The following is a 25,386-nucleotide window of genomic DNA, read 5'->3' as shown; positions in this document are numbered from 1 at the left end:
GCAGTTTTCGGGAGGAACTAAAGGGTAAAGTCATCAGAAGTCGAGCTGCTGTTGCTGCTCCTGGGCATACCCTTTCAACCAGGACGCTCGCATAGCAGGATGACTGTAGGGGCAGTCGAACACCCGTAGCCCTTTCCGCGCGGCCTCAGCACCAATAGCCCGTACAGTCCGGTGGGGATCGTTGAAGTGTCGTCTGTCCAGCTTGTCGGTATCAGTCGCTCTCTTTGACACACTGCACCTCGTACTGCGAGATTTCCGGATCGGAAGCCCTTGCCACCAGAGACTTCACGAACGGGCGGCCAAAATTAAGACAGGGAGTTTGCAGGCGCCATCCTTCGAAACTGGTTGGCGTCATACATTGCCCTTCCCACGCGAACGAGATCGGCGCGATTTTGCTCGGACATTCCGGACATGTAATTGAGGATATCCAGCTGCTCTTGAGTGAGCGCTTTCACCGCCGCTGGAACATGTCGGCCAGTGACTACGTATAGAACGTCGACTCCGATCTCGATGGCTTTAAGCAGATAGGTGGTATCGGGACTGCGCCGTCCCTTCTCATACGAAACCTGAGTGTTCTTCGTCACCCCACAGTGCTGTGAAAAGGCGTCTTGGCTCATTTCCAGTCGAAGCCTTTCTTCCCTCAGTCGATTTCCGATCATTGTGGTTGATCCAGTTGCTCGAGTGTTTTTAAGAGGCTGCGGGCGGCGAAGAGTGATGCTTGCCACCCGCAGCTTCACGAATGGGCGGCCAAAAATTAAGCCGCCTGCTACATGGGGATGTCGTCGTCGAAGGCGCTGTCGTAGTCCTGCTGCGATTGCGCATCCTGCTGAGCAGGTTGCTGCGGCACCTGCCGAGACTGATGTTGTGTCGACTGGCCGTTGGTAGACGGCAACAGGGTGACCTCGGCCAGGCGATGCGGAAGGATGGAAATGCGCGAGGCTTCGACCTTCAGCGCCTGGACTTCTTCGCCTGACTCTTTGTCCGGCCAGCGGTCCATGATCGCCCTGCCTTCGACCTTGACGCGCATACCTTTCGTGAACAGTTCGGCGAAACGCTGGGCATCCTGATGCCACCACTCGACGCTGCACCAGAAGCCGCCGCGATCCTTGTAGCCGCCTTGCCCATCGGGAATCGAGTTGTCGAACATCACGTTCAGTCGCAGCAACTGCCGCGGAGGATTGTTGCCGTTGGGGAAGCTGCGGTGCTCCGGCGCCGAGCCGATGTTGCCTTCCCAGAAGACGGGGGTAGCCATGATGAATCTCCAGTCGGTTGAGTAGGGGGTTAGTGGGTGGAGCGTGGTTTGAAGGGGGCGCGAGTGGCGCGGCTGGCCACGTACCCGAGCAGCTCGCGCGCCTGTCGTGACGTGGCGGCCAAGGTGTTGGCCATGTGCTCCTTGAACACATCGCTGGCGAGCTTTTCGACGCCGCTGTCGTAGAGGGAGTTGAACAGCAACTCGGCATCGTGGGCCGAGCGCAGCAGGCCGTAGAGCAGGTCCTTGGCGATGGAGGAGCCGGCCACGCTGGGCAAGGACTTGGCGGCCACGCCTTCACCGATGATCTGACCCTGGAGGAAGTTCAGGGCCTGCTTGATCTGCTCGGGAGTCGCCGCGTTCAAGGACTCGACGGCCAGGTAGTTGCATACGACCTGTTCTGTCCTGGGGCGGGCCGGCTCGCCGAGGGTGTGGTCGCGCATCAGGTCGAGGGTCTTGATAGCGAACTGGAGCAGGTGGTTGTGGCTGAGGATCTCGGGTTGCTCGATGATCGCCTGTTCCATCTTGTTGAAGGCGTTGATGTAAGCGACCTTCCAGTGCATAGCTTCCTTGCCAGTGAACCCCATGCAGAGAAGGGTGAAGCCGTCGCGAGTCATGCGCACGTATGGCTCTGGCCTGTTGTTCGCTCCCGTGCGGGAACACTCCTCAAAATTGAGGAGTGCAAAATCCTCGGGACATTCCAAGTTTTTGATATCCCGTAACACGTTGTCGTGCCTCTTCCGAAAATGCTTGGCGACGTCGAGGCTGGTCGTGGTGGGCTTGCCGCCGATGATCTCGACGCTGACCTCGGTGGAGGGCTGGGCTTTGGTGTTGGAAACGGTCTTGCTGCTGATGTTGCTCATGTTGTCTCTCCGTTGGTGATTGCTTCGTCGAAGGTAGAGCGGTACAGCTACATGCCCACGGAACCAGGGCGGGTCTGACTCTGCTGCAGTCGGCCCATGAACTCGGCCTCGGCCTGGTCCATCTTCTCCGCGCACTCTGCGGCCTGCTTGCCGATGGAGTGGATCAGGCTGATCTGCATGTTGAGGGTGATGCGCTGCAGCTCCATCTCGTAGAGGTCTTGCAGCAGGTATTCCGGGGTCTTGTCCTGGCGCAGCATTTCCGCCCACACCCCGACGCCCATCCGCCGGGTTGCAATGTGCTGCCAGCGAAGAAAGGTTGTGTGGGCGGATGTACGCTGCTCGATGAGTCGGGTGGGCAGAAGAGTGAAGGGAGGGCGACGAACCTGGGCCAGCAGTCCCTGGGCAAGTTCCAGTAATCCCTGCTCCAGGGCTTCGCACTGTTCCGCCAACTGGGCCAGCTCCCTATTACCTTTAAAAGGCTTTAAAAGGCCTTTTAGTGAGGCACTGTGTTGCAACGCCTGGAAGGCAGTTTGTTGCAGTGGGCGGAAGGCACTTTGTTGCAGAGCGCCTTGCTGGTCCTTATCGAGCTGCCGCATTCCGATCAGTCCTCGAGCTCGACACGGTCAGCGTCATCATCGGCATCACCGTCAGAGCGGCCCCGGGTGATCGGCGGAGCGAAGTTCGAGCGTCGAGTGCCCTCCAGGATGTCCTGCGGGATCTCGCCGAACTTCTCGTACATCTTCCGCGCGGCTTCGGCGCGAGCATTGTTTGCGGCGAAGTCGTCGCGAGTGGCACCCGAGAACTGGTAGCTCTGGGCCAGACCAAAGAGGCTGCGCAGCACCGACGCGCCTTCGTCGAGCCAGACCTCCATGTCGCGGCGACCGACCAGCCCGACGTGCTGGGCCAGCAGGATTCGACGGGCGAGTTCGTCGTAGTTGGTCAGGAGATAGACTGCCTTGAAGCCGAGAGGGTTGGAGATGAACAACGGGACCTTGACCGGTGTGACGGACAGGTTCTCGGAGATATCGAGGGTCGCGGGCAGCTTGGCCATGACGTCATCCAGTCGCTGGTCGATGGCCTTGAGTGCGGCTTGGCAGCTCTCGACTTTCTCTTCGATCTGAAGCAGCCACCAGTCGGAGTACGGATCGTCCTGTGCTGCCCCGCGGTGCATGCGATTCACGTATGCGCAGAAGCCGGAGAGGCCGAGGATGCTGTGCTTGGCATCCGACTTCTGCCGGCCGGTCCAGATGCGGGCGGCGTGATAGGTGTGAAGCGTCAGGGCGACATCGCTGCGGAGAGAGCCGATCTGAAGCCGATGGGTTTCAGCCATGGTGCAGTGTTCCTATATAGGGAAGGGGTTCGGCCACATCGTGCTGATCGGGGTAGGAGCGCGCAGTAGGAAATACATGGTTCGTCGCTGGGGAATTTCCCATGGCGACTCGGAGCAAGGCACCCAGCTCGCTGTCGGCGCCGAAGTCAGTTCCTGGTGGAGTGGTTCCAGTGGAAACACTCATCTTGCCGTTGGCGCCGACTTGGGTATCTCTACCGTTGGTAATCTGGTTGGCAGTTCATGTAGTTGGCTTTGTTGCATGAAGCTCCCCACATCGCTTTTTCTGCCATTTCAAAGCGATACATCTCAACCGTAATGGTCAACACGGTTACTGAATACCCGAACACGGTCAGCATTAACAACAGCCTGAGTTCTCGGTCGTTCCACGCATCTGTAAAAAGTGCAGAAAGAACGAGAACGACCAAAAAGAAAGGGGCCATGCTCAAGAACATTGTTTGAGTTCCTCGTGAGTGGTGATGCCTCGCTTTGGCGAAGTGTTTCGGCCCGAAACACCCATCTTGCCGCCGATACCGAAGTGGATCCCTGGCAGAGTGATTCCAGTGGAATCACCCATCTTGCCGCCGGTGCCGTGGCTTGGTCCTGGCAGAGTGGTGCGGGCCGAAACACCCAGCTCGCCGCCGGCACCGAGGTCGATCCTTGGCAGAGTGTTGCGGGCCGAAACACCCAGCTCGTCGCCGGCACCGAGGTCGATCCTTGGCAGAGTGTTGCGGGCCGCAACACCCAGCTCGCCGCCGGCGCCGTGGCTTGGTCCTGGCAGAGTGTTGCGGGCCGCAACACCCAGCTCGCCGCCGGCGCCGTGGCTTGGTCCTGGCAGAGTGTTGCGGGCCGCAACACCCAGCTCGTCGCCGGCACCGAGGTCGATCCTTGGCAGAGTGTTGCGGGCCGAAACACCCAGCTCGCCGCCGGCACCGAGGTCGATCCTTGGCAGAGTGTTGCGGGCCGAAACACCCAGCTCGCCGCCGGTGCCGTGGCTTGGTCCTGGCAGAGTGGTGCGGCCCGCACCACCCAGCTCGCCGCCGGTGCCGTGGCTTGGTCCTAGCAGAGTGGTGCGGCCCGCACCACCCAGCTCGCCGCCGGTGCCGTGGCTTGGTCCTAGCAGAGTGGTGCGGGCCGCAACACCCAGCTCGTCGCCGGCACCGAGGTCGATCCTTGGCAGAGTGTTGCGGGCCGAAACACCCAGCTCGTCGCCGGCACCGAGGTCGATCCTTGGCAGAGTGGTGCGGCCCGCACCACCCAGCTCGCCGCCGGTGCCGTGGCTTGGTCCTGGCAGAGTGTTGCGGCCCGCACCACCCAGCTCGCCGCCGGCGCCGTGGCTTGGTCCTGGCAGAGTGGTGCGGCCCGCACCACCCAGCTCGCCGCCGGCACCGAGGTCGATCCTTGGCAGAGTGTTGCGGGCCGAAACACCCAGCTCGTCGCCGGCACCGAGGTCGATCCTTGGCAGAGTGGTGCGGCCCGCACCACCCAGCTCGCCGCCGGTGCCGTGGCTTGGTCCTGGCAGAGTGTTGCGGCCCGCACCACCCAGCTCGCCGCCGGCGCCGTGGCTTGGTCCTGGCAGAGTGGTGCGGCCCGCACCACCCAGCTCGCCGCCGGCGCCGAGGTCAGGACCTGGCGAAGTGATTCGGGCCGAATCACCTAGCTCGCCGCCGGCGCCGAGGTCGATCCTTGGCAGAGTGTTGCGGCCCGCACCACCCAGCTCGCCGCCGGCGCCGAGGTCGTTCCTTGGCAGAGTGGTGCGGCCCGCACCACCCAGCTCGCCGCCGGTGCCGTGGCTTGGTCCTGGCAGAGTGGTGCGGCCCGCACCACCCAGCTCGCCGCCGGTGCCGTGGCTTGGTCCTGGCAGAGTGGTGCGGCCCGCACCACCCAGCTCGCCGCCGGTGCCGTGGCTTGGTCCTGGCAGAGTGGTGCGGCCCGCACCACCCAGCTCGCCGCCGGCGCCGAGGTCGTTCCTTGGCAGAGTGGTGCGGCCCGCACCACCCAGCTCGCCACCGGTGCCGAGGTCAGGACCTGGGAGAGTGATGCGGGCCGCATCACCAAAAAACACGACGCCCGACCGAGACTTTCTCATGGCTCATCACCCCGCTCAGTTGGCACGCTCGATCCGTGCCTGGGCCGAATGAGGTCCTTGAGCTGGCTGAGGACCTCGCTCCCTGTCCGGGTATCCCCCCTGGGCTGGACCTGAGGCTGTGTAGGCGCTATGGGGCTTGATGGTGCCGGAGCACGAATGGGGCGTTCCGTTGCGAGGATGGTTCGCTCAGCCGGTTCTTCCGGAGCCCAAGAAGCGTTGAACTTGCCCTGGACTGCACGCTGGATGAGCGTCATGAGGTAGCCGAACGGATTACCGACGGTTCCGCCGGCACATCGGTGCCGCCACTGCTCGATGATGGGTAGCCGAAGATCCTCGGACACCCGTCGGAGCGCGCTTACCGCCTGGATCCGTTGCTCGGCCTCCAGTGCGTGCAGGAGGTCCTGCCAGTTCGGATGGGCTTCCTCGCGTGCTCGCGGTTGTACTGGTTTTTTACATACAGAATCTTGTTTGTATGTATACGTACTATATGAGTTCGGCATCCGAACCAAGGGCGTACTCGGCGGATTCTGTCTGGGTTCGGCATCCGAACTCAGCGGTAAAGCGCATTGCTTGTTGCTGATTTCACTGAGTTCGGCTTCCGAACTCGGGGTTGAATGAGGTAGATCGGGCAGAGTTCGGATGCCGAACTCTGCCGCTGGATCCGCTTCGAGCTGACTATCGATAGCCCATTGCTGGTGGTTCAAGCGTCCCTCGAGCTTCTCCAGATGGGTTGGGAGGCGGCGACCAACGTCCGGGTCATCCCTGAACTCCCGCCAGGTGATCTGGCCGATTTCGCGTATGGCTCGGTTGCTGTGGTCGGTGGATTGGCTCAGCAATTGCATGTAGTCGCTGTCCAGCTCCAAGGCTTCGGCTGGAGAGACAGGCTCGTCGTGAAGGATGTAGACGTTGCCTTGCACCTGCCCGTTGAGATCGTTGCGCAGTCGCCGACCAAGACTGAGCCAGCGTGTCAAACGAAGGACCGTGAGTGCCTTGGCGATGGTTTCGCGCGAGGCAATCTTGCCCGGTTGCATGCCGAGGTAGGGGCGCAACTGCTCGTATGTCGGGAACGCGGTCAGCCCGTCGTCGTTGATGAGCAAGCGGAACACTTGCCAACAGTTCCGCTCCAGCGGGGTGAGGCGTTTATCCAGCAGCAGGCGCCGAGGAACGGTTTCATGCGGGTTGCCGCTGAAAATGATGCCGGAATATTGTTGAGCCAGCGGTTCGCCGCTTTCGGCAGCAAGCCGCTTCTTAAACAAGTGGTCCTCGAGATGTCCCGAGGCCGAGTCCAGCAAGGTCGAAATGGGAAAGCGCGACAGCCTCATGGTCATGGTGTCGTATCGCCATCCGACTGAACCAGGTTGAGGAGTTGCTGCTGCGCAGACTCAATCTTCAGGGCGGGACTCTGTGGCGGGTGAGCCGCAGGCGAGGGGAGGTGAGCGCTGACGCTGGCCAGGTAAATGGTGGTGGGCTTGGCCTGTCCTTTCCTGTTTGGTTGATAGAGGTTGTCTTTCAACCAACTCTGGATGAGAGACCAAACGATGGCGAGGCTGATGAACTCTGGACTGTCTTGTTCGATTCCGGCGTTGATTTCCTCTGTGAGGATCATCGCGATGTCCAGCAACTCCATGCTGTCCTCAAGGCGGACCTGGTTTTCATGCATCAGATGCTCCCAGCGGAACCAAATCTGGCGCTCGATCTGTTCATCGAGCTGCCGCCAGCGACCGCGGCGCGGGTGGATCTCCAGGATCAAGCGCTTGGTGGCGGTGTCCTCCGGCGACAGGCCGAAGAAGCTCTGGATCATCGTGGTGGTGGCTCCTAGCTTCAGTGCGCGCTCGATTTGCAGCTCTTCCTGCGCGCTGCGCTCGGCGGTGGCCAGGATTTTCTCCATGACGTCGATGTTCACTCTGACGTCTACCCAGGAAACCGGGGTATTGGTCAGGATGCTCATGACGGCAGGCTGTTGGAGCTGAGCCAGAATTTCCGGCCGTAGCCCCATCTCGGCACAACGCCTGAGCTGGCCGTTGCGCAGGTGGTTGAGCACCTGGGTCAGCACCGCTTCATTGATCAACGACTTCGACATGTCGATCTCTCCCCAAGTCGTGCGAAATCACTGGTCGGTAGCTGCTTGCTCGGAGGCGGCCGGCGGCAGCTCAAGGTCAACCAGACGTCGGGCAAGACGAATGATTCGGAACAGTTTCACCAGGGCTGCGTCATTGAGACGTCCTGCCTGGCTGGATGGTTGATCGCTTGTTGTGGGTTGACCCAGCAGCAACTGAGCGAAGCCAGCTGAGAACTGGAATTCACCCAGTGCATCGCGGCAGGTCTGTTGATCGTGAGTGTTCAGAACGACTTGGACCTGGCCGCTGAGCGCTTGAAGCAGCGTCATGAGGTGCAGCGCTGAATCAGTAATCTCACGGTCTTCATTGGGCTCGCGATACGTGTAACCCACACCGCCCTGGATCCTGACGATTTCGCCAGGGGCGCCGACGTGCAGAGCGATCTCTTCAGCCAGGTCAGCGATGTGCTGTCGCAGGATCTCGGGGGTATCGATCGACCGCTCGATGTACCAGAGGTCGGTGATCGGGTGCAGACCGCCGACTTGCACTGGGATTGCCTGCAGGGCTGTTTCATCGAAGACAGGTAGATGTTCACCCTCAAGGCCGGCAAGCCGTTGGCGAGTCTGCTGGATCTTGGTCGATACCGGGCTCACGATATGGCCTGCCAAGACCGCTGCACGCTCCTCGTCGGTCAGTTGCTGTTGTTGGACTGGTGGCGGAGCTGGCAGGGTAGATGTACCCGGGGGGCTCTTGGTCTTGGACGTTTGGAGGCCGGTAGCGGGGCTCTGTATTTGTGCTTGCCCAGTAGACGACGCAGCAGGGTTTTCCTGCCCAACTGGTGGAATTTCAGGTGGCCCGGCAGGTGTGGGCAGGTCGACCAGAGTGCCGCGGCGTTGTTCCTGCTGCCCGTTGGTGATCTCGAGCAGGATCTGGTCATAACGCAGGCCCAGGGGACGCTTCATCTGGCCGATGAGTTCGTCCTGGAAACGCTCGAAAATGAATTCGTCAGGGCTACTGTCGAAGATTGCCAGTGTGTCCTGGAACAGCATCTCGAAGTCGACACCCTCACCGGAGTAGAGGCGTTTCCAGCAGCCCAGGGAAGCCTTGCGCAGTGAGAGAATGCGAGAGACACGATCAACTCCCAGGCCCGAGTACAGCATGCTTGGAATGGCTGGAAGCAGTATCTCAACGGCATCCAGCATCCTGCTGATGTGAGAGTGCGAGACCGGATAGCCGTCATCGGTGAGCTTCCGAGATAGCTCGCGGATGCCGACCGGTTCTCCTTTCTCCTTCTCATACCAGGCTTTCGCTTTCTGAATGCCGACGGCTCGCTCGATGAACTTGAGGTCGCCCTTCAGATCGTTCTCAGCCAGGTGGCCAGTCAGCGCGATGATTTCGCCGCGCTGCTTGTCCCAGGGCCTGAACAGGCAGTTGAAGCGGAAATAGCGCTCGTCTCCGGTCTCCTTGTAGAGCTCGTTGAGCGCCTCGAGGCGGGTGTTGCCGCCGTTGCGGATCCGGTACTTGTCTTCCCCGGGGCGCCGGGTCACCGGTGGTGGCGTATCGAGGCCTCGGTGCCGGATCGACTCTTTGATCTCGTCGAATTTGGGGTTGCGAGTGGTCCGGGGGTTATCGTGCCAGGGGAGGACGTCGTGGAGTGTCAGCCTCATGGGCGTGTCGCTGATCGGGTCCGACAACTGCTCCAGAACCGGCGGCGCGGTAAAACCAGGGGCAAGTAGCCGGTCTTTCAGATCTTGCGGGTTGATCTTGGCCATACTCATGCCTCCGCCACCTGAGGCGTGTTCGCCGCAGCCAGCTCTGCCTGCAGACGCTGGTTCTTGGCGAAGAGCTCGTCGACCATTCGGTTCGCTCGAGCGAGTTCTTCTTCGAGCTCGTTGCTGCGCTCCAGCCGGTAGACGATCTCGCTGTTGGCCGAGCGGTGGTTATCCGCGGCTTTTTGCTTGAGTTGATCGCGGAGCCCTTGCGGCATGCGTACAACAAACTTGTCTTCTGCGTGTTTGCGGTCGATCGAAGTAACGTTCTTCATGTTGTTCTCCTGCAGATCGCTCAGTAATGAGCGGCCGTGGTCTGGAATGAGGGCGATGGAGACGCATTGCTGGCCTGGAAGAAGTCCAGTTGTGCCAGCCCCTCTAGCGCAGCGCTGTTCAGCCAGAGGCACTCGATTCGCTCTCTGGAGCCGTCTGCATAGGCGTGGCGGTCGACTCTGTGCCAGGTGCTGTAGAGCTCGTCGTAGAGGGGGCAGGGGTATCCGGAAAGCACCACCATGCCGCGCAGCCGTTTGAGGAGTGCCGCCAGCTCTTTGTGCTGGTTGTCGTCCAGTTCGTACCTGTACGACTTGCCGGTTGCGTTGTGGCGCACCTTCGTGCTGCGGGTCGAGTGGACGTAAGGCGGGTCCACGTAGTGCAGCGTATTCGGCCGGTCGTGATACTCCATCAGCGCGAGGGCGTCGCGGTTCTCGATCACCACGCCCTGCAGGCGTTCTGTTATCGCGGTCAGCGTGTCGGGGTAGTTGCGCCAGTCCAGTGCAGGTCCGGTACCGGATCTGGTCGAGGTTGAGCGGAACCCTGTACGTTCGCCGGACGCAGCTGCGGTACCGAAACCTTGCAAGCTTCGGATCACCAATCGCCGAGCGCGCTCGAGCGGATCGGTTGTTTCGACGTAGCTGGCTTCGAACTCGTCCCGAGCAAATGGAGTGAGAGTCAGGGCTTGGCGCAGCTTCTCTCCGTGATCGCGCGCGACGCGGAAAAGGTTCACCACGTCCCCGTCGAGGTCGTTATAGATCTCGGCGTAGCTGCGGGCTTTCCGGAGCAGGACGGAGGCTGCGCCGCCGAAGGGCTCGACGTAAGTGTGATGTGGCGGCAGGTGCTGGATGATCCAGGGAGCAAGCTTCCACTTGCCTCCGTGGTAGCGCAGGATTGGGCGACGAACCCCTTTCATGACGTGCTCTCCTGCTCCGCCTTGCGGCGCTTGAGCTGGTCGCGAAGCTGAGTGGGGAGACTGCTGATCTGCAGCGTGTCGCGCTCCTCGTCGTACTCGATCCTGGAGCCCAGCAGGTGCGCCTCGAAGCTGATCGACAGGCCCTCGGCGCGGCCGGTGAATCGGCGGAACTGGTTGAGGGTGCGCTTGTCCGCCGGGATTTCCGGCGACAGGCCGTAGTCCTTGTTGCGGATGTAGTCGTAGAACGCCCGCGGTTGCTGGTCGTCCATCAGTTCCGAGAGCGCGTCGAGGGTCATCGGCTCGCCGATGCGCGCCTGCGAGGTGGCGTAGTCGACCAGCGTCTCGGTCTTCTCGCGGGCCTGCTGCTCGGCCATGCCCTCGCTTTCCACGAAGTCGCTGAAGGCCTTGAGCAGGGTGCGGGTTTCGCCCGGCGAATCGACCCCTTCCTGGCAGCCGATGAAGTCGCGGAAGTAGTCGGAGAGCTTTCTCCCGCCCTTGCCCTTGATGAACGAGATGTACTGCATCGACTGCTTGTTGTTACGCCATTCGGAGATATTGATCCGCGCGGCCAGGTGCAACTGGCCGAGGTCCAGATGGCGCGACGGGGTGACCTCCAGCGACTCGTTCACCGCCACGCCTTCGCTGTGGTGCAGCAGGGCGATCGCCAGGTAATCGGTCATGCCCTGCTGGTAGTGGGCGAACAGGACGTGGCCGCCGGTGGAGAGGTTGGACTCTTCCATCAGCTTCTGCAGGTGCTCCACCGCTTCGCGGCTGAAGCCGACGAAATCGCGGTCGCCCTCCAGGTACTCGCCGAGCCAGCCGCTGAACGGGTAGGCGCCGGACTCGCCGTAGAAGAAGCCCCAGGCCTTGTTCTTGGCGTTGTAGCTTTCGTTGAGGTCGGCCAGCAGGTTCTCGATGGCCTGGGAGCCGCCCAGTTCGGCGTCGCGCGCGTGGAGCACGGCCGGGGTGCCGTCGGGCTTCTTCTCGATCAGGTGGACGATGGCGTGTTTGATAGGCATCAGAAAGACTCCTGGTTCAGGGAACGCTGCCTGTCGGCTCGACGGAGCAGGGCGCGGGCATTGAGCTCGCCGCGTGCGTCGCTTGGCGTGGAAGAGATGAAGATCGAGGCGCAGCCGATCTTGCTGAGCTTCAAGTGGCCGCCGGCGGAGCGGTCGACGCTCCAGCCTTCGGCTTGAGCGAAGGCCACCAGCCGGCGAACGCTTTCCCGGGCGCCGCGAAGGAAACTACGCATTCGTGGTCTCCTCGCTGTTGAGCTGCAGCCAGGTCTCCATCTCTGCAAGGGAGCGGGAAGGCTATCGGTGGCGGCGGCATCCAGGAGACGTTTCACCAGCGCCTGAAGGCTGCGACGATCGCTCTGCCGGCTGCAGGCCAGGTCGTCATGCGCGGAACGCAGCATGCGGACCTCTGTGCGCAGTTGAGTGCATACGTCGTCAGTTGCTACTGGTGCCGTTGACGCGACAGGTGACCGCGACCGTGTCCTGAGGCGGTTTTCCCACTCTCCCTTGCTGCCGAGAAGCGATGGCCACGACCTACACTCCAACCGCTGGTCCAGTAGCGCGACTTTCCGCAGTCAGGGCAGGGCTGTGCGCCGCTGCCATCCAGGTGATAGCCGCAGTTCAGACAGATCCACGAAGGACCTTCACGCAACTTGAGCTCGAGCATCAGCTCGCCTTTCTGGAAGTGCTCGAGCGGTCGGTAGGCAGTGACGTCAGCCATCGCACGCTACCTCCTTGGGATTGCCACAGGACAGCTCCCAGCGGCTCTCGACGCGCTTTTCGTGGTCGCCTGCCTGTGCCGGCATACGGGTGATGTAGGCGTTGTCCTCGCCAAACAGCCGTTCGTCAAGGCGGGAGGCTGCCACCTTGTCGCTCCAGGTGCAGGTCGCACGCTGCTTCTTAATGGTATTGGTCCAGAAGCCGGCACCATCGAACTTGACGATGCACTGATAGGTCTGGGACGCCTTCATGATTCGGCCTCCTTGCTGAGTGCATCACCGACCTGAACGGCCACCAGTTCGGGCAACTCCGGCTCATGCCCGGGATAGTTGTTGGCCAACTGATGCAGGAACTCACGCGCGGCGTCCTTGCTGCCTGCAATGCGGAACACGGCGGTGAGGTGCTGGGAGTCCTGAGTGCCGCAGCAGAGGTACGGCACCAGGCTCACTTTCAGCGAGCAACTGAACAGGTGTCGCGGGATCCATACCGACCAGAAGTAAGCCGAAAGCAATTGCCCCGGAGCGCGCGTAGTGACCACCAGAGTCCCGGCCTGGGTGGTCGAGATTTCGATGTACCCCAGTTCCTCCAGCTCACGAAGCTCTCGCTCCATCGAACTGGGTGCGACCGTGCTCTCGTCCCGCGAAAGGCGCGAGATCACTTGGCTGAGGGCGTCCAGCTCGATGGGGTTGACCCCAACGTGATTGGCATGAACCACTGCCGAGTCGGTGAACGCGGCCGAGGCGTGGATACTCGGAAAGCGGGCTTCAGTGTTCATCAAAGACAGCCTCCAACTGATGGACGTCGTAGCTCCCGCAGCAGGGGCAGACCAACACCTCGGCTTCTCCTTCTGGGGTGTTCTCGGCGGGGAGAACCTGGCGCACCAAGTGGTGTGGGTGGTGCCGGCCACAATTCATGCACTGGTGGGTGACCAGGTGCTGGGAAGTGTTCATGCATGGGCTCCTTGCCGGCGTGGGCCAGCAACTGGCAGTTGAAGATGAGATGAAAAATGAGGTTGCAGGACCGGTAGCGCTGAAGGCGTGACGGTCGCTGCTAAAAGGGAGCCGGACGCATCCGGTGGTAAGGTCGGCGGTGCGAACCAAAACCAGACAGACCACAGGAGGTCCGGCATGAACGCAGGCAAAGAGGGGATGTCGCAGGGTGTAAAGGCGTACGAGCGCATACTCACCCGCCTAATCGAGCGATATAGGAAGGACAATGGTTTGGAAAAGGACCAGCCGCTGGCCACTGAAGATGTAGTGGTGCTCCAGCAGCAGTATTTGCTCAACGTCTTGGGCACTGCACTTGCAGAGAAGTACAGTTGGCCCCTGGGTGAGGTCGTCGCGATCGATTTCGCGCTCATAAGACGCTACTCCTGGACGCCGCCGCAGGTGCAGGCGCTGTCTCCTGCTCATAAATGGCTAGCCATTTGCGATGAGCTGGAGCCGCTTCATGTCCCGGAAGAGGCGCGTCGGGTGTGGCGCGATGAGAGACAGGTGTGGGGACCAGTTCCCATAGATAGTAGGAAGGACGACCTCGAGGTGTGGCGGGAAGCGTTTGCCCAGTAGTATCCGTGGACGAGCTAGAGGTCATTGGAACGGTCGCTCTCTCACCCCATTCGTAGTCTGCTGGCGGACTGTTCCAGCTCTCCCAGAGAGGCCGCCCCCTCAGCTCAATGATGAGTTCGTCATGAGCGGCCAGGATGGCTGCACGCTGGGTTGGCAGGTCCAGGGCTTGGCTGGGGTCGTCAAGCGCGAAGGCGAGCGTCTGCCGGCACAGGCCAAGGGCCTGTAGGTAAGGTTGCAGGCCTGCGCTTGGCCAGGCGTCCTCGATCTGCGAGGTCGTCCAGCCTTTGTCGGTAAGTGCTTGGCGTAGGGCTCCCTCTAATGCCGAAGCCCGAACGAACGGCCGGGTCGTCCGGTCGAGCCCCGTTAACCAGAGTACGGGGCTCGGCCCTTCGTGGGTCCGCAACTGTGCAACGGCGCTTTGCAGTGCCTTCAAGACAGAGTAAGCATTCGTCTGAGCGACTTGTCGCTCGAGCTGGCGCTGCCTGAGCCAGGTCGCATCGATACCCAGGAAAGAAAAGGTGTGCTGCAGTTGCCTGAAGATATCTTGCATCAGGGGAACGAGATTAGCCTTCGACAGCCCCAGTCGTTCGTAGTGGGGGAGCCGTGCCAAATGAGCTCGCAGGAAGGCCTCTGCCTGTGCTTCGCCATGAAAACCACTGGGCTCGGCCATGAGTGACTCGATCAGTGCATGGGACAGGTCTTGGAGCCAGTCTGGACTTGGACTCTGGGCGCAAGGCTGGGGAGGATTGGTAGCAGGTTGCTGGTCACGCATGACTAGACTCCTTGCCGGCTCCCGCCGGCGAGAGATCGGAGGGGAGGGCAGGGACGGCAGGGCGTCGTGCAGCCTGTGGCCACAGGCGCGAAAGGGAGCCGGACGCATCCGGTGGTAAGGTTGGCGTCGCCAAACAAACCCACCCAGACCACAGGAGGTCCGGCATGAAGAACGAATACCGCTTTGGATACGACGAGATGCTTATCCAGATCCAGGCATGCGTTCCTGACTCACAAAAGGGGGACGGATTGCCTATGACGATGGCCAGAGCGCAATGGATAAGCCAAGTCTTTGTGCTGTGTACCCTTGGTAACTCACTGGCACGTGACAAAGGCTGGAGGCTATGGGGCATGGATGCCATTGAGTATGCGCTCATGCGTTGCTACTCCTGGCCACTGGAAACCATTCGGGAGATGCCAATTCGGGATAGGTGGCTAGCACTGCATGAAGAGCTGGCGGATTTGCAATGGGATGAAGAGGCTCAGCAGGTATGGCTAGCGAAGATCGAACCAGTGCTGCCAGGCGCACCGGGGACGGACTACGACGTCTGGCGTTCGGATGCGCCAGGATTTCAATTACCCCAAGCTCCTGGCTATCTAGTGGTCCGGTAACGAATGCTTCGGGTCTCGAGCGCTTATCGGGCCAAATCTGTTCGGGGTCGATCCTGACCACCGTGGAAAAGCGATAGCCGTGCTCCTGCCAGTGCAAGACTGCCCCGCACCGGTGACTAATCAATCCCTCCTGCTCGAGCCGCTGAGCCACCCAGCTTGGGCGTAGCCCTCCGTATGGTATGTCCTCACGGCTGTTAAGAATGTACTCGATGACACCGTGGATGAGGGCAGCGCTGGGAACAAGTAGGCAGGCATCCAATAGCCAGGCATTGGCGGCGGACCCGTCATACACTCGTCCGTGGTGGCAGAAGTTCTGCAAGGCTTGTATCCATTCGGCGCTCGCTATCGAAAGGAGATTGTTAGCGGGCTGCTGGTCACGCATGACTAGACTCCTTGCCGGCTCCCGCCGGCGAGAGATCGGAAGTTCAATGAAGGGGCTCATGCAAGAGCTCCCTGCCAAGTTGGTGCAAGGTCGGCGAAGCGGGTCTGGTTGGCGATGAAGGCGGCGCGGACGGTGCCGATCGGGCCGTTGCGGTACTTGCCGATGATGATTTCGGCAATGCCCTTGGCCTCGGTGTTGGGGTGGTAGACCTCGTCGCGGTACACGAACATGATCACGTCCGCGTCCTGCTCGATTGCGCCGCTCTCACGCAGGTCTGCGTTGTTCGGTCGCTTGTTCGGCCGGTTCTCCAGGCTGCGATTGAGCTGGGACAGGGCCACGACGGGGCAATCCATTTCCTTGGCCAGTGCTTTCAGCGAGCGGGAGATTTCCGAGATCTCGGTGGCTCGGTTTTCCAGGCCTGGGCAGCGCATCAGCTGCAGGTAGTCGACCAGGATCAGTACGGGGTGGCCGTACTTCCTGGCTGCACGGCGAACCTTGGCGCGCAGCTCTGTCGGCGTCAGGTTGCCCTGGTCGTTGATGACCAGTCGGCTGCCATAGTCGTTTATGCGCTGGATCGCGACGGTCAGCCTGGGCCAATCCTCTTCTTGCAGTTGGCCCTTCATCAGCTTGCCAAGGTCCAGGTGGCCGAGCAGGGCAGCAAGCCTGAACAGCAGCTGCTCTGCTGGCATTTCCATGCTGTAAACCTGGACAGACTTCTGTTGGTCGCTCTGTAGCGCGGCGTCGATCAAGTTGAGGGCAAACGACGTTTTGCCCATCGAGGGACGGGCACCGACGATGATGAGATCCGACTTCTGTAGTCCGCCGGAGAGCTCGTCGAGATCCTTCAGGCCTGTCGGGACCCCCGTTACCGTCACGTTGTTGTTGAAGCGGTAATCGATGGTGTCGACGATCTTCGCGAGGCCCTTGTTGATATCGACAAAGTCGGACTTGTGCTGATCTTGGCCGAGGGCGAACAGCTTCTGCTCGATCTCCTCCTGAACCTCACAGGGATTCGCCTGGTGGTTCGAGGCGGTTCTGGTGCAGTGGTGCCCGAGAGACATCAACTGCCGCAGGTGCGCCCGATCGCGAACGATCTGCGCGTAAGCCTCGATATTGGCCACGGAGGGCGTGTTGTCAGCGAGCTGGCCGAGGTAGGCCAGCCCGCCGGCTTCTGGAAGGTCTTCGATCGCTTCCGACACCGTCACGACGTCAAACGGGGCGTCCTTCGCGGCCAACTCGCTGATGGCGGTGAAAATCAGCCGATGCTCATGCCGGAAGAAGTCCTCCTTCTGCAACTGATCGCCGACAATGTCCCATGCCGCGTTGTCCAGCATCAGGCCGCCGAGTACCCCTTGCTCCGCCTCGACGGAGTGCGGCGGCGTGAGTTCCAGAACACTCACTTCGAGTCCTCCCGGCCGATCTGCATGAACGTGCTTCCGCCCGGGGCGCCGATGATCTCCAGCGCTTTCACCTCCACCTTGGCGGACTCGATGGCGATGTTCGAGAGAGCAGAGCGAGTCATCGGGAACCTCCCTGCTCGAGCGCGCCCTGAACTCGCCGGCTGACGCCGCGGTGCAGGCGAGTGTTTTTGCCGTGCTCCCAGCCTGCGTGCAGCGAAGCCTGGTCATAGGCCAGGGGCTTCGTCGGCGCCGCCGGCTCCAGGTACTTCAACGCCGGATGGTGTAGTTCGAGGTAGGCCTTGATGGCTGCTTGAGTCGACTCGTCCGGCCTGCCGGCAAAGTCACGTACCAGCGAACGCACTGCGAGAAGCCAGCCTTCGACGAAGAGCTTGCTGCGACGGCGCTTGGTCGACAGCTTGCAGCGCTTCTGTTGGGCGACATGAGCCGAGCGCGCCGCCACCAGTTGGTGGTGGAGCGTAGAGTAGGCGTGAGCGGCCAGCTCAGGGCCGATTCCTCGGCCCATGAACTTGAACGTCCAGCCCGCTGGCATCGCGTATGCCGCCAGGTAGTCGCAGCCGAAGGAACTGGCGCAGATCCCGGCCAGTTCATGCAGCCATGGGGCAGGAGAGCGCCTGGTTCGAGTGGGAACGCACGCGGTTTCCACCGTGTGGGCCGAGATCTCCGTATCGCTGAGGTCGAACTGGCGCTTCAGGATCGCGGCCTGGCGCAATGCGGTTTCCGCCTCGTTCGGCGTGGCCCCCTTGGCATTCGCCAGGGCCATCAGCTTCTCGACCTTGGCGAGGACTTTTTGCTTGTCCATTACGCGCCCCCCTTGCAGCAGGTTGAGCCCTGCTCGGTGGCGGAGCGGTCAGGGGAGAGGTTCGAAGTTGGGTAGATTCGGTCTGCGACCTGTCTTACCCGGTCGACAATAGCCAGGGCTGCTACGTCGCCCAGTGCGACCTCCAGGGCGGCGAGCAGGTTGGCCATCAAGAACTGCTCACGCTCGTCCGCGTGGTTTTTTGCGCTTGGGCGCCTGTTCCAGTCGACCTGTGCTGAATACCTCGCTGTTACTGTGTCTGGCTCGCAGTAGGACGGCCCGATGTAAACCTGGCAGTCCAGGCATTCAATGGCACAGTTCCAGGCATTGGTGTCGAGCAGCTCGGGTTCCAGCATTCGAATGTTCGTGCTGCCGCAGAGCGGGCAGGGCTTGAGCTTGGGGTCACTCGGGGCTGCCGGTTCCAGCTTCTCCAGCTCCTCCAGCTTGGACTCAAGCGAGGCGACCCTGGCCAGGGCGGCGTCGCGCTGATTCAAGGCCTTGGCACAAGCCTCGCTGAGCAGGCGTTCATGCTGTTCTGCTGCCGCATCGAGATCGATTGGACTCAGGTGCTCTCCGAGCGGTCGCACGTACTGGCACACCGGGCCGTTATCGGTATCGTGGATCGATAGCACGAACCAACCGGAGCCTTCGGGTCGCGTTGGGATCCACTCGCTGTATCGTTGGTCCGATCGTGCAGAGTCGTAGAGGCGAGGCGCATCCGACTCCATGAAGACGGTCTGCAACTCAAGGCCAAGCCGGCGCAGCGTTTCCTGCGCCTCGTTGGAAGAGCAGTTGTCGGCCAGGTCTGGATAGTTCGGATGGGTCCAGAAGCCGAACTGGTCGCGCTCGACCAGGTGGGCTTGAATCATAGGCTTCATGCCAGGCCCCCCTCGCTCATGCCAAGCACTGCACTTGCCTCTGCGGCCAGTTGCTGGCCTTCCGGGCTAGGCGAGCTGCCGACGAAGAGCATCAGCCGCTCGATGACCTTCACGGTGTCCTGGGAGGGTTGGGCGAACTCGGCCAGGTGATCGATGGCAGTCGCGATATTCCAGATAGCCCTGTTCATGTCCCGCTGGATCACGTGGATCGAGCTGGCATTGGCCGCGATGGCCAGTTGCGACTTCGTCTGCAACAGTAGGTCGTGGGCGATTTGGAGCAGGGCGTTCTGCAGGGGCTGTCCACAGGCACGCTGCTGAGCGCGAACCGGAGCGACAAGGCCCTGCAGCATCGCAGCACCTTCAGCCTCGACCAGCAGATTGTCGGAAGCACCGGCGGCAGCGCCTGCTTTGGCCATGTAGCCTTGCACGTAGGCGTCGAACTGGGTCTCGGCGATCAGGCTCAGGATGAGGTTGTTGCGGTTCTGGAGGTTCATATGAGGCCCTCCGGAGCCGATTGCAGAGCGTCTGTCCAGAGCTGAAGGGTTTCCTGCTCCTCGCTGGTCAGAGCGATCTGTGCGGTGCAGTCAGCGACCTTCTGCTTGATGACGCGCAGGCGCTCCTCGACTTCTCTGCCATCGTCGTAGGCGATTTCGTGAGTCAGGTGGCTAATGAAGTCACATCGCAGGCTCCCCACCTGACTAGCGAAATACTCGGCTTCACTGCGCCACCCGATGAGCTGCTTGGGACGCTCCAGCCAGCGTTTGAGTTTTGAGTGGAGCTGGTGCGTGGAGTACAGGGGATCGAACACCTTGGCCCGGTTGTAGATCAACGCGATCTGCAGGATTTCCAGCCGCTCTTCGAGCGTATTTCCCGGAAGCGGGTAGTTCGAGGCGACCAGTTGCTTGGCCAGGCGCCCGCGCAGCTCACGCCGCTTCTTGGCCTGTTTCTCGTCGCGATCACGCTTTTCCTTCGCATGCTCGACCTGCTGGTTCACCGAGTCGAGCAAGCGCGCAGCGTCTTGTAGGAGCTGCTTTTGCTCGAAGCTCAAGTAGCAACCCAGCTTCCCGAACAGGTCGGTACCGCCACCAGTCAGCTTGCGTATTTCTCGCGCAGCGCCGGTCAACTTGGCCTGTTGGCTCCGAAGGTCGGCGGCGCTGCCGAACTTGTTCAGTTGCAGCACAAGTTCCGCGTCGACGTCGCGGGCTTGGGTGATAGGAGGCTTCGCCATGTCAGCGCCCTCCCTTGACCAGTGCTGCTACCGCCTCCGGCGTCAGCGCGAGGAAGCGGTCAGTCCACTCGGGGAAAATCTCGATGGCCAGGTCGCGGATGATTTCAAGCGCGGATGGTGAGGTGCGGTTCGAGGGCTGGCGGTATTCCAGGCGGTGGGCTGGTAGCCCGAGAGACGCGGCGTTCCTGAAGACAACGGCATCCGGAACGGTCGTTTCGAGGACAGAAATGTCCCGATGCTCGTCGAAGATGGCTCGCACGTTGTGGTGGATGGTCCGAGCGTCATTGGTCTGGTCCAGGCAGTTGATGACGATCTGAACCTTGGGGATCCGCATGCCGAGACGCTCATAGGGGCGTAGGCCGTCGAGCATTTGCATGGTGCCGCGGTTGAACTCGCGGGCGGTAAGCATGTTGGGTTGGAGGGGGGAAACAACCAGGTCCGATGCCAGCACCACCATTTCGAGGAGAGCAGAGCGCGCACCCTGGGTGTCGATCAGCACCAGGTCGTAGCCTTCTTTCAGAGCGGGCATCAGGTTCGCCAGGCGTAGCCGGCCATCGGGCGCCTGGAGCAGTAGGTTGTTGAGCTGATTGTTCTGGTCGTTGGAAATCACGACGTCCAGGTTGGGGATAATCGTCCTGGAGATGATCCTCGCCGGGTCCGTTATGTTGGCGGCGAGCAGGTCGTAGATGCCGCCCTGGGCAACTTCCGGAAGCTCGTAGTACGAGGATAGGGAGGGCTGGACGGGGTCCAGGTCGATCAGGAGGGTTTTTAGGCCGGCATCGGCGCAGATCGCACCGAGGTTGGCGGTGGTGGTGGTTTTGCCTGCACCACCCTTCGTGGAAATGACCGAAGTCGCTATCATGTTCTCAGCCTCTAATGTGGGGTCATTAGAGGCTGCAGAGTTAGGCAGCGTTGAATGCTAGGAGTGGGATGGCTCGTTCTTCCCACATGCCTACAACCAATTATCTTTTAACCAATTGGTCGTAGGTTCGAATCCTACACGACCCACCATATTCAAGACGAAAAAGCCCACCTGCGAAGGTGGGCTTTTTCGTTTCTGTACCCTTATTTTCCGAATGCTGGCCTGTGGGAAGGAGGAGGGGCCGCTCTTCCAGCCCTGTTTCTCCGACGCCTGGCCTTCCCGCATGGCATTCATCGAGCGTCTGGAGGCGGCGGGCCCTGAGGCCCGGCCGCTCCATCGAACAGGAAGCCTCCCGGTACGGGTACCGGGAGAATCGATTCACAGGTTGTAGTGGCGACCTATCATTGGAACGGTCGCCGCAGCCCCGTATACCGAGTTCCAGGACTGCCAGCCAAAATTGATGCCGAACAGTCCGCCATGGATCTGGTTGGGGATTTGTGGCTCCAGCCTGCCGCTGGCCGAAGAACCCATGACATTCCCCTGGTTCCAGGCGACCAGGCCGCCCAGCAGACCCGAGCCTCCGACCTTGCCGGAAGCGGAAGCGCCGCTGATGGTGGCGGTGCTGAAGCCCACCAGCCCGCCAATATAGCTATCGTAGCCCGCCGTCACATCGCCGCCGGCCGAGGCCCCCAGGATGAGAGCCTGCCAGCCCTCCAGGGAGCCGACCAGTCCGCCGGCCCTGATCCCGGCGCCTCCGCTCACCGCACCGCTGGCCTTGGCGGAGCGGATCGAGGTGTTTTCACCGCGGCCGACCAACCCTCCCAGGTTGTGGCCGGTCTTGTCGTTCACGATTCCATGACTGCTGGCGAGCATCAGCGAACCTCGCAGGTCACTGCCGATCAACCCGCCGATGGCCCTGGAACCACTGGCGCTGACGTTGCCCGAAGCCGAGACGTTCGTCAGCGAGGCGGCATCGTTATAGCCGACGAGTCCGCCGACGCGACTGCCCTTGCCCCCGGTGACATTGCCGGATGCCGCCAGGGTGCTGTGGTTGCCGCCCCGGTTGTGGCCGATCAGCCCTCCCACGTCACTGTTCGCCCCTGCGTTTACCCACCCGGAGGCCTTCAGGTTGGAATGATTGCCGCCGAGGTTGGACCCTATCAGGCCACCCAGGGTTTTGCCGCTGCCGTCGGTGACTTCGCCACTGGCGGAACCGTTGATGACGGAGCCGTACAGGTTTTCTCCGAGCAGACCGCCAACCGCTTCTGCTCCGCGGGTAGCGACATTGCCCTTGGCGGAGGCATTGACCAGCGAGGCATTGGCGTTGAGACCGATCAGGCCGCCGGCCTGGAGCAGCGACCCACCACTCAGGTTGCCGCTGGCACTGACGTTGGCCAGGTTGCCTGCCTGGTTGTGGCCGATCAGGCCTCCCAGGTAGCGACCGGCTTGCAGGCTGACATCGCCATGGGCGCTGGCGTTGTTGATGGCCGCGTTCAGGTTCCGGCCGATCAGCCCGCCCAGTGCTTCCGCGTCTGTGCCCCGGACCTTGCCGCTGGCCGTGGCGTGGGCAATACCACTGTTTACGTTGAGGCCGATGAGCCCACCGTACAGGCCGCGCTGTCCGTTGCCTGAGACGTCGACGGAGGCGGAAACGTCCGCCAGTCCGCCGGCGGAGCTGTATCCGACCAGTCCTCCCAGGTTCATCCCGTGACCGCTCAGCGACAGCGTTCCCTGACTGCCGCTGCTGCGGATGAGGCCGCCGCGGTTCCTGCCTACCAGGCCCCCCGCGCCGTAGTGGCTGGCATGGTCCTTCAACTGGCCGGAGATGGCAAAATCGGCCCGGCTGTTGGAGATGCTGGCCACGCCCCTGGCTGTGCTGATGTTTTCGGCTGCGAGTCCGCCCAGAGCATAGGTGTGGCGGTTGCCGACCAGCGTGCCGCTGGCGCTGGCGTTGTCGATGCTGCCCAGGTTCAGCGCGACCAGCCCGCCGAGGCTGTTCAGCTGCGAGGCCGCGGCGATACGGATGTCGCTGGCGTTCACATTGTCGATGCGACCGAGGTTGACGGCGGCCAGGCTACCGACTTGGACGTTGTAGTGGGTGGCCTGTGCTCCATCGGCGGAAATGCGTTCCAGGTTCAGGTTGCGAAGGGTGCCCCGGTTGACGCTGAACAGGCCGGAGTAGGCGCCGGTGCCGTAGACGGCGAGATTATCGATGGTGTTGCCCAGGCCGTCGAAGGTACCGCCGAAGGCGCTGGCGTTGCCTATCGACAGGAAGCTGGAATGGCCGCCTGCGATTCGATTGCCGAGGGCATAGCTGCCGCCCAGGTTCCTATCGATGCCGCGCAACTGCTGCAGGTCCTGGATCACGCTGTAGTCCCGCCCATTGGCGCGGAATCCTGCGTTCTTGCCGGACAGGGTGATCCGGGTGCCTTCGGCCAGGGCATAACCCTTGTCCGAATTGAATTCGACCCGGGCTCCCTGGCCAGTGAGAGAGAGGCTGTTGTCGATACGGAGAGGGCGCTGCCCGGCATTGAGAGTAAGGCTGGCGTTTTCTCCTGGGCCGTCAGCGCGCCATTGATCCTGAGGTCCCCGCGCTCGGCGGTTAGCGTCAGGCCGTTGCCGCTGTCCCAGGACAGCGGCGCGCCGACATGCGCGTTGCCCCGGGTGGCGACCACTTCGACGTTGCTTGTGGAAAGGTTGCGGGCCAGGGTATCGGCATGCAACGTCGGGCCTTTTCCCGCGCTGCTTGGATTCGCCAGGCCGGAACCGACATTCTCGTTGCTCCGGGCCTGAACGGTACGTGACCTGACGTTGGTGGCGGAGTTGCCGAAGACCTTGTTACCGCCGGTCTGGACCTGCACGACATGCACATTGCCGGCGTCGGCGGCGATATCGGGTAGCGTCTGGACCTGGACGATGCTGGAGCCATTGGCGCCTGGGCTCAGGTTGGGGAGAGTCTGGGTCTGGACGACATCGATTCCGCTGACGCCGGGGCCGATGTTGGCACCGCTCTGGCTCTGCACGATTGTGACGCCATTGACGCCCGAGCCGATGCTGGGGCCGCTCTGGCTCTGCACGACGCTGATGCCACTCGCGCCTGAACCGATATTTGCGCCATTCTGGCTTTGCACAACGGTGATGCCACTTGCGCCAGAACCGATATTGGCACCGTTCTGGCTCTGCACGACAGTCACGCCATTGACGCCCGAGCCGATGTTGGGGCTGTTCTGGCTCTGCACGACGCTGATGCCACTCGCGCCGGCGCCGATATTGGCGCCATTCTGGCTTTGCACGACGCTGATGCCACTGGCGCCCGAGCCGATGTTGGCGCCGCTCTGGCTCTGCACTGCGGAGGTACCGTTGGCACCGGCGGCGAGGTCGACGGCCGGCTGCTGCTGAACGATGGTCACGCCGTTGCTATCGGACGCATTGGCCCCGGCTGGGCCCTGCGCTACATGGACCTGGCCGGAACCATCACCGGCAGCGTTTGCCTGGCCGACAGCGGCTACGCTGACCTCGTGCGAGAGAATCCTCCAGGTGCCGGTTGCGCCCTGGTCGGCATGGGTGTCCACCTGCGCGGTTCGCTGTATCTCGACGTTCGCGCCCTGGTTCAGCACCAGGCCGCCATTGCCTCCGCCGATGGCGCTGGCGTCCTGCTTGCCGGCCACCCGCACGGTCCCCTGTTCGCCGCCGTCGAGGACGATGCGTCCTTCCGCGCTGCGTAGCGTCCTGGCCTCGAGAGTGCCCTGGTTGTTGACGACGGTCTTGAGCAGGCTGTCGGCGCTGCGGGCGCTCATCAGCACCTGGCCGCCATCGGCGCGGATGAGGCCGCCGTTGTGTGCGAGAGCGTCGACCGAGCCCTTGTCCACCTGCAGGTTGAGCAGGCCGTCGCCGTCGAAATTGAGGTTGATGCCCTGGCCTGCGCCCAGGGCCACGTCGCCGAGTTGCGCCTGGATCACGCCGTCGTTGCTGACCCGGGCGCCCAGCAGGGCGATGCTGCCGCCTTCGCTGGCTTGCAGGCTGCCGGCATTGCTTACGGTTGCGCCGGAGTCGCCGGAGAACTGGTAGTTGCCGGCGAGGAAGTCCCTGTCGGCCAGGTCCAGGGTGGAAGCCACCAGGCCGCCTACATTGACCTGGGCGGACTTGCCGAAGACCACGCCGTTGGGATTGACCAGGAAGACCTTGCCGTTGGCATCTATCCGCCCCTGGATATCGCTGCCGTTGCGGCCGATCACCCGGTTCAGGGCGACGGCGTCCTGGCCCGGCTGGTGGAAGCTGACCCGCTCATCGGCACGGACGCTGAACTCGTTCCAATTGGTGATCAGCTTGTGGCTCTGCTGGTCGATGACCATATGCCGGCCATCGGTGGATGTCTGGAATCCGGCATCGCCTGAAACGACCGTGGCGCCGCTGGGCAGGGCGAAGGCGGGGGCCTGGCAGAACAGGCCGAGCAGTGACGCTCCGGCGACTACGAGCGCCTTGCCGCGTCCGCTCTTGCTGCGCCGACGGGTACCTTCGCTTGCGACGTTCCAACAGCCTGTGGCCTGGTTCCAGACCAGCGTATAGCTCTTGTTCATGGCTTTTCCTTTCAGTGG

Annotated in this window: 28 protein-coding genes, 1 tRNA gene and 1 pseudogene; 5 read left to right on the top strand and 25 right to left on the bottom strand. The window is 62.1% G+C overall.

The features are described 5' to 3' along the window. Positions 1–33 precede the first annotated feature (33 nt). The 7 genes from crpP to LE197_RS21570 form a co-directional block, all read right to left on the bottom strand. The gene (crpP, locus tag LE197_RS21600) at positions 34–231 is read right to left on the bottom strand and encodes an ICE-associated protein CrpP (protein WP_071580329.1); all 198 of its coding nucleotides are present in this window, start codon (positions 229–231) and stop codon (positions 34–36) included. A gap of 74 nt (positions 232–305) precedes the next feature. After that, positions 306–659 (bottom strand): helix-turn-helix domain-containing protein, encoded by a 354-nt coding sequence (locus LE197_RS21595; protein ID WP_003120979.1) that lies wholly within the window; start codon positions 657–659, stop codon positions 306–308. Between the two features lie 107 nt (positions 660–766). After that, a complete protein-coding gene (locus tag LE197_RS21590; RefSeq protein WP_003149511.1) occupies positions 767–1,252 on the bottom strand; it encodes a single-stranded DNA-binding protein in 486 nt (161 codons plus the stop codon). A gap of 29 nt (positions 1,253–1,281) precedes the next feature. After that, positions 1,282–2,112, bottom strand: a complete 831-nt coding sequence (locus LE197_RS21585) for a Rha family transcriptional regulator (protein WP_003149509.1) — start codon at positions 2,110–2,112, stop codon at positions 1,282–1,284. 47 nt (positions 2,113–2,159) lie between these two features. After that, positions 2,160–2,708 (bottom strand): DUF3158 family protein, encoded by a 549-nt coding sequence (locus tag LE197_RS21580; RefSeq protein WP_003149507.1) that lies wholly within the window; start codon positions 2,706–2,708, stop codon positions 2,160–2,162. A gap of 5 nt (positions 2,709–2,713) precedes the next feature. Further along, the gene (locus tag LE197_RS21575) at positions 2,714–3,442 is read right to left on the bottom strand and encodes a PFL_4669 family integrating conjugative element protein (RefSeq protein ID WP_003149505.1); all 729 of its coding nucleotides are present in this window, start codon (positions 3,440–3,442) and stop codon (positions 2,714–2,716) included. A gap of 212 nt (positions 3,443–3,654) precedes the next feature. After that, the gene (locus LE197_RS21570) at positions 3,655–3,894 is read right to left on the bottom strand and encodes a hypothetical protein (protein ID WP_003149503.1); all 240 of its coding nucleotides are present in this window, start codon (positions 3,892–3,894) and stop codon (positions 3,655–3,657) included. On the opposite strand from LE197_RS21570, the gene LE197_RS21565 reads away from it, so the two are divergent. Both LE197_RS21565 and LE197_RS21560 read left to right on the top strand, forming a co-directional pair. Next, positions 3,894–4,502, top strand: coding sequence for a hypothetical protein (locus LE197_RS21565; protein ID WP_058157281.1), 609 nt, complete (start codon positions 3,894–3,896; stop codon positions 4,500–4,502). The genes LE197_RS21570 and LE197_RS21565 overlap by 1 nt on opposite strands. Positions 4,503–4,715: 213 nt before the next feature. Further along, positions 4,716–5,099, top strand: a complete 384-nt coding sequence (locus LE197_RS21560; protein ID WP_226033699.1) for a hypothetical protein — start codon at positions 4,716–4,718, stop codon at positions 5,097–5,099. Between the two features lie 425 nt (positions 5,100–5,524). On the opposite strand, the gene LE197_RS21555 is transcribed toward LE197_RS21560, so the two are convergent. The 10 genes from LE197_RS21555 to LE197_RS21510 form a co-directional block, all read right to left on the bottom strand. Beyond that, positions 5,525–6,850: an STY4528 family pathogenicity island replication protein gene (locus LE197_RS21555; protein ID WP_034000556.1), complete on the bottom strand. Its 1,326-nt coding sequence runs from the start codon at positions 6,848–6,850 to the stop codon at positions 5,525–5,527. A gap of 2 nt (positions 6,851–6,852) precedes the next feature. Next, the gene (locus LE197_RS21550; RefSeq protein WP_003157035.1) at positions 6,853–7,608 is read right to left on the bottom strand and encodes a DUF2857 domain-containing protein; all 756 of its coding nucleotides are present in this window, start codon (positions 7,606–7,608) and stop codon (positions 6,853–6,855) included. A gap of 27 nt (positions 7,609–7,635) precedes the next feature. After that, positions 7,636–9,363 carry a ParB family protein gene (locus tag LE197_RS21545; protein ID WP_034005340.1) on the bottom strand — a complete coding sequence of 576 codons (1,728 nt, stop codon included), beginning with the start codon at positions 9,361–9,363 and terminating at the stop codon, positions 7,636–7,638. Then, the gene (locus tag LE197_RS21540) at positions 9,360–9,629 is read right to left on the bottom strand and encodes an Arc family DNA-binding protein (RefSeq protein WP_003157038.1); all 270 of its coding nucleotides are present in this window, start codon (positions 9,627–9,629) and stop codon (positions 9,360–9,362) included. Before LE197_RS21540 ends, LE197_RS21545 begins: the two co-directional genes overlap by 4 nt. A 20-nt stretch (positions 9,630–9,649) precedes the next feature. Beyond that, complete coding sequence (locus LE197_RS21535) at positions 9,650–10,540, bottom strand: DNA adenine methylase (RefSeq protein ID WP_003157039.1); 891 nt, start codon at positions 10,538–10,540, stop codon at positions 9,650–9,652. Beyond that, on the bottom strand, positions 10,537–11,559 hold the full coding sequence (gene yejK / locus LE197_RS21530; protein WP_034005342.1) for a nucleoid-associated protein YejK: 1,023 nt from the start codon (positions 11,557–11,559) through the stop codon (positions 10,537–10,539). The genes LE197_RS21535 and yejK overlap by 4 nt, the downstream gene beginning before the upstream one ends. Continuing rightward, positions 11,559–11,792 (bottom strand): hypothetical protein, encoded by a 234-nt coding sequence (locus LE197_RS21525; protein ID WP_003103841.1) that lies wholly within the window; start codon positions 11,790–11,792, stop codon positions 11,559–11,561. The genes yejK and LE197_RS21525 overlap by 1 nt, the downstream gene beginning before the upstream one ends. A gap of 477 nt (positions 11,793–12,269) precedes the next feature. Then, the gene (locus LE197_RS21520; RefSeq protein WP_003117031.1) at positions 12,270–12,527 is read right to left on the bottom strand and encodes a hypothetical protein; all 258 of its coding nucleotides are present in this window, start codon (positions 12,525–12,527) and stop codon (positions 12,270–12,272) included. Further along, complete coding sequence (locus LE197_RS21515; protein WP_003120967.1) at positions 12,524–13,051, bottom strand: hypothetical protein; 528 nt, start codon at positions 13,049–13,051, stop codon at positions 12,524–12,526. Before LE197_RS21515 ends, LE197_RS21520 begins: the two co-directional genes overlap by 4 nt. Beyond that, positions 13,041–13,226 carry a hypothetical protein gene (locus LE197_RS21510; protein WP_010792222.1) on the bottom strand — a complete coding sequence of 62 codons (186 nt, stop codon included), beginning with the start codon at positions 13,224–13,226 and terminating at the stop codon, positions 13,041–13,043. Before LE197_RS21510 ends, LE197_RS21515 begins: the two co-directional genes overlap by 11 nt. 177 nt (positions 13,227–13,403) lie before the next feature. Here LE197_RS21510 and LE197_RS21505 point away from each other — a divergent pair, with 177 nt between their 5' ends. Both LE197_RS21505 and LE197_RS21500 read left to right on the top strand, forming a co-directional pair. Continuing rightward, on the top strand, positions 13,404–13,841 hold the full coding sequence (locus LE197_RS21505) for a hypothetical protein (protein WP_010792221.1): 438 nt from the start codon (positions 13,404–13,406) through the stop codon (positions 13,839–13,841). Between the two features lie 936 nt (positions 13,842–14,777). Then, the gene (locus tag LE197_RS21500; RefSeq protein ID WP_021263367.1) at positions 14,778–15,224 is read left to right on the top strand and encodes a hypothetical protein; all 447 of its coding nucleotides are present in this window, start codon (positions 14,778–14,780) and stop codon (positions 15,222–15,224) included. Between the two features lie 438 nt (positions 15,225–15,662). Here the strand turns inward: LE197_RS21500 and dnaB are convergent, their stop codons facing one another. Genes dnaB through LE197_RS21470 form a run of 7 tightly spaced genes read right to left on the bottom strand, consistent with a single transcriptional unit; the run spans position 15,663 to position 20,791 of the window. Then, positions 15,663–17,006, bottom strand: coding sequence for a replicative DNA helicase (gene dnaB, locus LE197_RS21495; protein WP_023082650.1), 1,344 nt, complete (start codon positions 17,004–17,006; stop codon positions 15,663–15,665). After that, a complete protein-coding gene (locus LE197_RS36935) occupies positions 17,003–17,128 on the bottom strand; it encodes a hypothetical protein (protein ID WP_003117026.1) in 126 nt (41 codons plus the stop codon). The genes dnaB and LE197_RS36935 overlap by 4 nt, the downstream gene beginning before the upstream one ends. Beyond that, the gene (locus LE197_RS21490; RefSeq protein WP_003157045.1) at positions 17,125–17,826 is read right to left on the bottom strand and encodes a DUF2786 domain-containing protein; all 702 of its coding nucleotides are present in this window, start codon (positions 17,824–17,826) and stop codon (positions 17,125–17,127) included. The genes LE197_RS36935 and LE197_RS21490 overlap by 4 nt, the downstream gene beginning before the upstream one ends. Further along, on the bottom strand, positions 17,826–18,701 hold the full coding sequence (locus LE197_RS21485; protein WP_003157046.1) for a Lar family restriction alleviation protein: 876 nt from the start codon (positions 18,699–18,701) through the stop codon (positions 17,826–17,828). Before LE197_RS21485 ends, LE197_RS21490 begins: the two co-directional genes overlap by 1 nt. Next, positions 18,698–19,195, bottom strand: coding sequence for a hypothetical protein (locus tag LE197_RS21480; RefSeq protein ID WP_003111783.1), 498 nt, complete (start codon positions 19,193–19,195; stop codon positions 18,698–18,700). The genes LE197_RS21485 and LE197_RS21480 overlap by 4 nt, the downstream gene beginning before the upstream one ends. Further along, positions 19,192–19,929, bottom strand: coding sequence for a hypothetical protein (locus tag LE197_RS21475; RefSeq protein ID WP_023108754.1), 738 nt, complete (start codon positions 19,927–19,929; stop codon positions 19,192–19,194). The genes LE197_RS21480 and LE197_RS21475 overlap by 4 nt, the downstream gene beginning before the upstream one ends. A gap of 1 nt (position 19,930) precedes the next feature. Continuing rightward, on the bottom strand, positions 19,931–20,791 hold the full coding sequence (locus LE197_RS21470; protein WP_003157048.1) for a ParA family protein: 861 nt from the start codon (positions 20,789–20,791) through the stop codon (positions 19,931–19,933). Between the two features lie 19 nt (positions 20,792–20,810). Here LE197_RS21470 and LE197_RS21465 point away from each other — a divergent pair. Next, positions 20,811–20,940, top strand: a tRNA-Ser gene (locus LE197_RS21465). A gap of 229 nt (positions 20,941–21,169) precedes the next feature. On the opposite strand, the pseudogene tpsA4 reads toward LE197_RS21465, so the two are convergent. Beyond that, a pseudogene (gene tpsA4 / locus LE197_RS21460) lies at positions 21,170–25,368 on the bottom strand (two-partner secretion system exoprotein TpsA4). Positions 25,369–25,386: the final 18 nt, after the last annotated feature.

This window comes from Pseudomonas sp. PS1(2021), assembly GCF_020405165.1.
Lineage (GTDB): Bacteria > Pseudomonadota > Gammaproteobacteria > Pseudomonadales > Pseudomonadaceae > Pseudomonas > Pseudomonas aeruginosa.
The sequence above is the reverse complement of the archived record's forward strand: the minus strand, read 5'-3'. Positions and strand labels throughout refer to the sequence as shown.

Bases quoted from the DNA above. Each gene is read 5' to 3' on its own strand.
- LE197_RS21535 (WP_003157039.1), bottom strand. From the start codon at position 10,540: ATGAAAGGGGTTCGTCGCCCAATCCTGCGCTACCACGGAGGCAAGTGG.
- LE197_RS21590 (WP_003149511.1), bottom strand. From the start codon at position 1,252: ATGGCTACCCCCGTCTTCTGGGAAGGCAACATCGGCTCGGCGCCGGAG.
- LE197_RS21500 (WP_021263367.1), top strand. From the start codon at position 14,778: ATGAAGAACGAATACCGCTTTGGATACGACGAGATGCTTATCCAGATC.
- LE197_RS21550 (WP_003157035.1), bottom strand. From the start codon at position 7,608: ATGTCGAAGTCGTTGATCAATGAAGCGGTGCTGACCCAGGTGCTCAAC.
- LE197_RS21540 (WP_003157038.1), bottom strand. From the start codon at position 9,629: ATGAAGAACGTTACTTCGATCGACCGCAAACACGCAGAAGACAAGTTT.
- LE197_RS21555 (WP_034000556.1), bottom strand. From the start codon at position 6,850: ATGAGGCTGTCGCGCTTTCCCATTTCGACCTTGCTGGACTCGGCCTCG.
- LE197_RS21525 (WP_003103841.1), bottom strand. From the start codon at position 11,792: ATGCGTAGTTTCCTTCGCGGCGCCCGGGAAAGCGTTCGCCGGCTGGTG.
- LE197_RS21475 (WP_023108754.1), bottom strand. From the start codon at position 19,929: ATGGCGAAGCCTCCTATCACCCAAGCCCGCGACGTCGACGCGGAACTT.
- LE197_RS21515 (WP_003120967.1), bottom strand. From the start codon at position 13,051: ATGAACACTGAAGCCCGCTTTCCGAGTATCCACGCCTCGGCCGCGTTC.
- LE197_RS21505 (WP_010792221.1), top strand. From the start codon at position 13,404: ATGAACGCAGGCAAAGAGGGGATGTCGCAGGGTGTAAAGGCGTACGAG.
- LE197_RS21585 (WP_003149509.1), bottom strand. From the start codon at position 2,112: ATGAGCAACATCAGCAGCAAGACCGTTTCCAACACCAAAGCCCAGCCC.
- LE197_RS21470 (WP_003157048.1), bottom strand. From the start codon at position 20,791: ATGATAGCGACTTCGGTCATTTCCACGAAGGGTGGTGCAGGCAAAACC.
- yejK (WP_034005342.1), bottom strand. From the start codon at position 11,559: ATGCCTATCAAACACGCCATCGTCCACCTGATCGAGAAGAAGCCCGAC.
- LE197_RS21595 (WP_003120979.1), bottom strand. From the start codon at position 659: ATGATCGGAAATCGACTGAGGGAAGAAAGGCTTCGACTGGAAATGAGC.
- LE197_RS21490 (WP_003157045.1), bottom strand. From the start codon at position 17,826: ATGGACAAGCAAAAAGTCCTCGCCAAGGTCGAGAAGCTGATGGCCCTG.
- LE197_RS21480 (WP_003111783.1), bottom strand. From the start codon at position 19,195: ATGAACCTCCAGAACCGCAACAACCTCATCCTGAGCCTGATCGCCGAG.
- LE197_RS21510 (WP_010792222.1), bottom strand. From the start codon at position 13,226: ATGAACACTTCCCAGCACCTGGTCACCCACCAGTGCATGAATTGTGGC.
- LE197_RS21485 (WP_003157046.1), bottom strand. From the start codon at position 18,701: ATGAAGCCTATGATTCAAGCCCACCTGGTCGAGCGCGACCAGTTCGGC.
- LE197_RS36935 (WP_003117026.1), bottom strand. From the start codon at position 17,128: ATGACTCGCTCTGCTCTCTCGAACATCGCCATCGAGTCCGCCAAGGTG.
- LE197_RS21545 (WP_034005340.1), bottom strand. From the start codon at position 9,363: ATGAGTATGGCCAAGATCAACCCGCAAGATCTGAAAGACCGGCTACTT.
- LE197_RS21580 (WP_003149507.1), bottom strand. From the start codon at position 2,708: ATGCGGCAGCTCGATAAGGACCAGCAAGGCGCTCTGCAACAAAGTGCC.
- LE197_RS21575 (WP_003149505.1), bottom strand. From the start codon at position 3,442: ATGGCTGAAACCCATCGGCTTCAGATCGGCTCTCTCCGCAGCGATGTC.
- LE197_RS21570 (WP_003149503.1), bottom strand. From the start codon at position 3,894: ATGTTCTTGAGCATGGCCCCTTTCTTTTTGGTCGTTCTCGTTCTTTCT.
- LE197_RS21520 (WP_003117031.1), bottom strand. From the start codon at position 12,527: ATGAAGGCGTCCCAGACCTATCAGTGCATCGTCAAGTTCGATGGTGCC.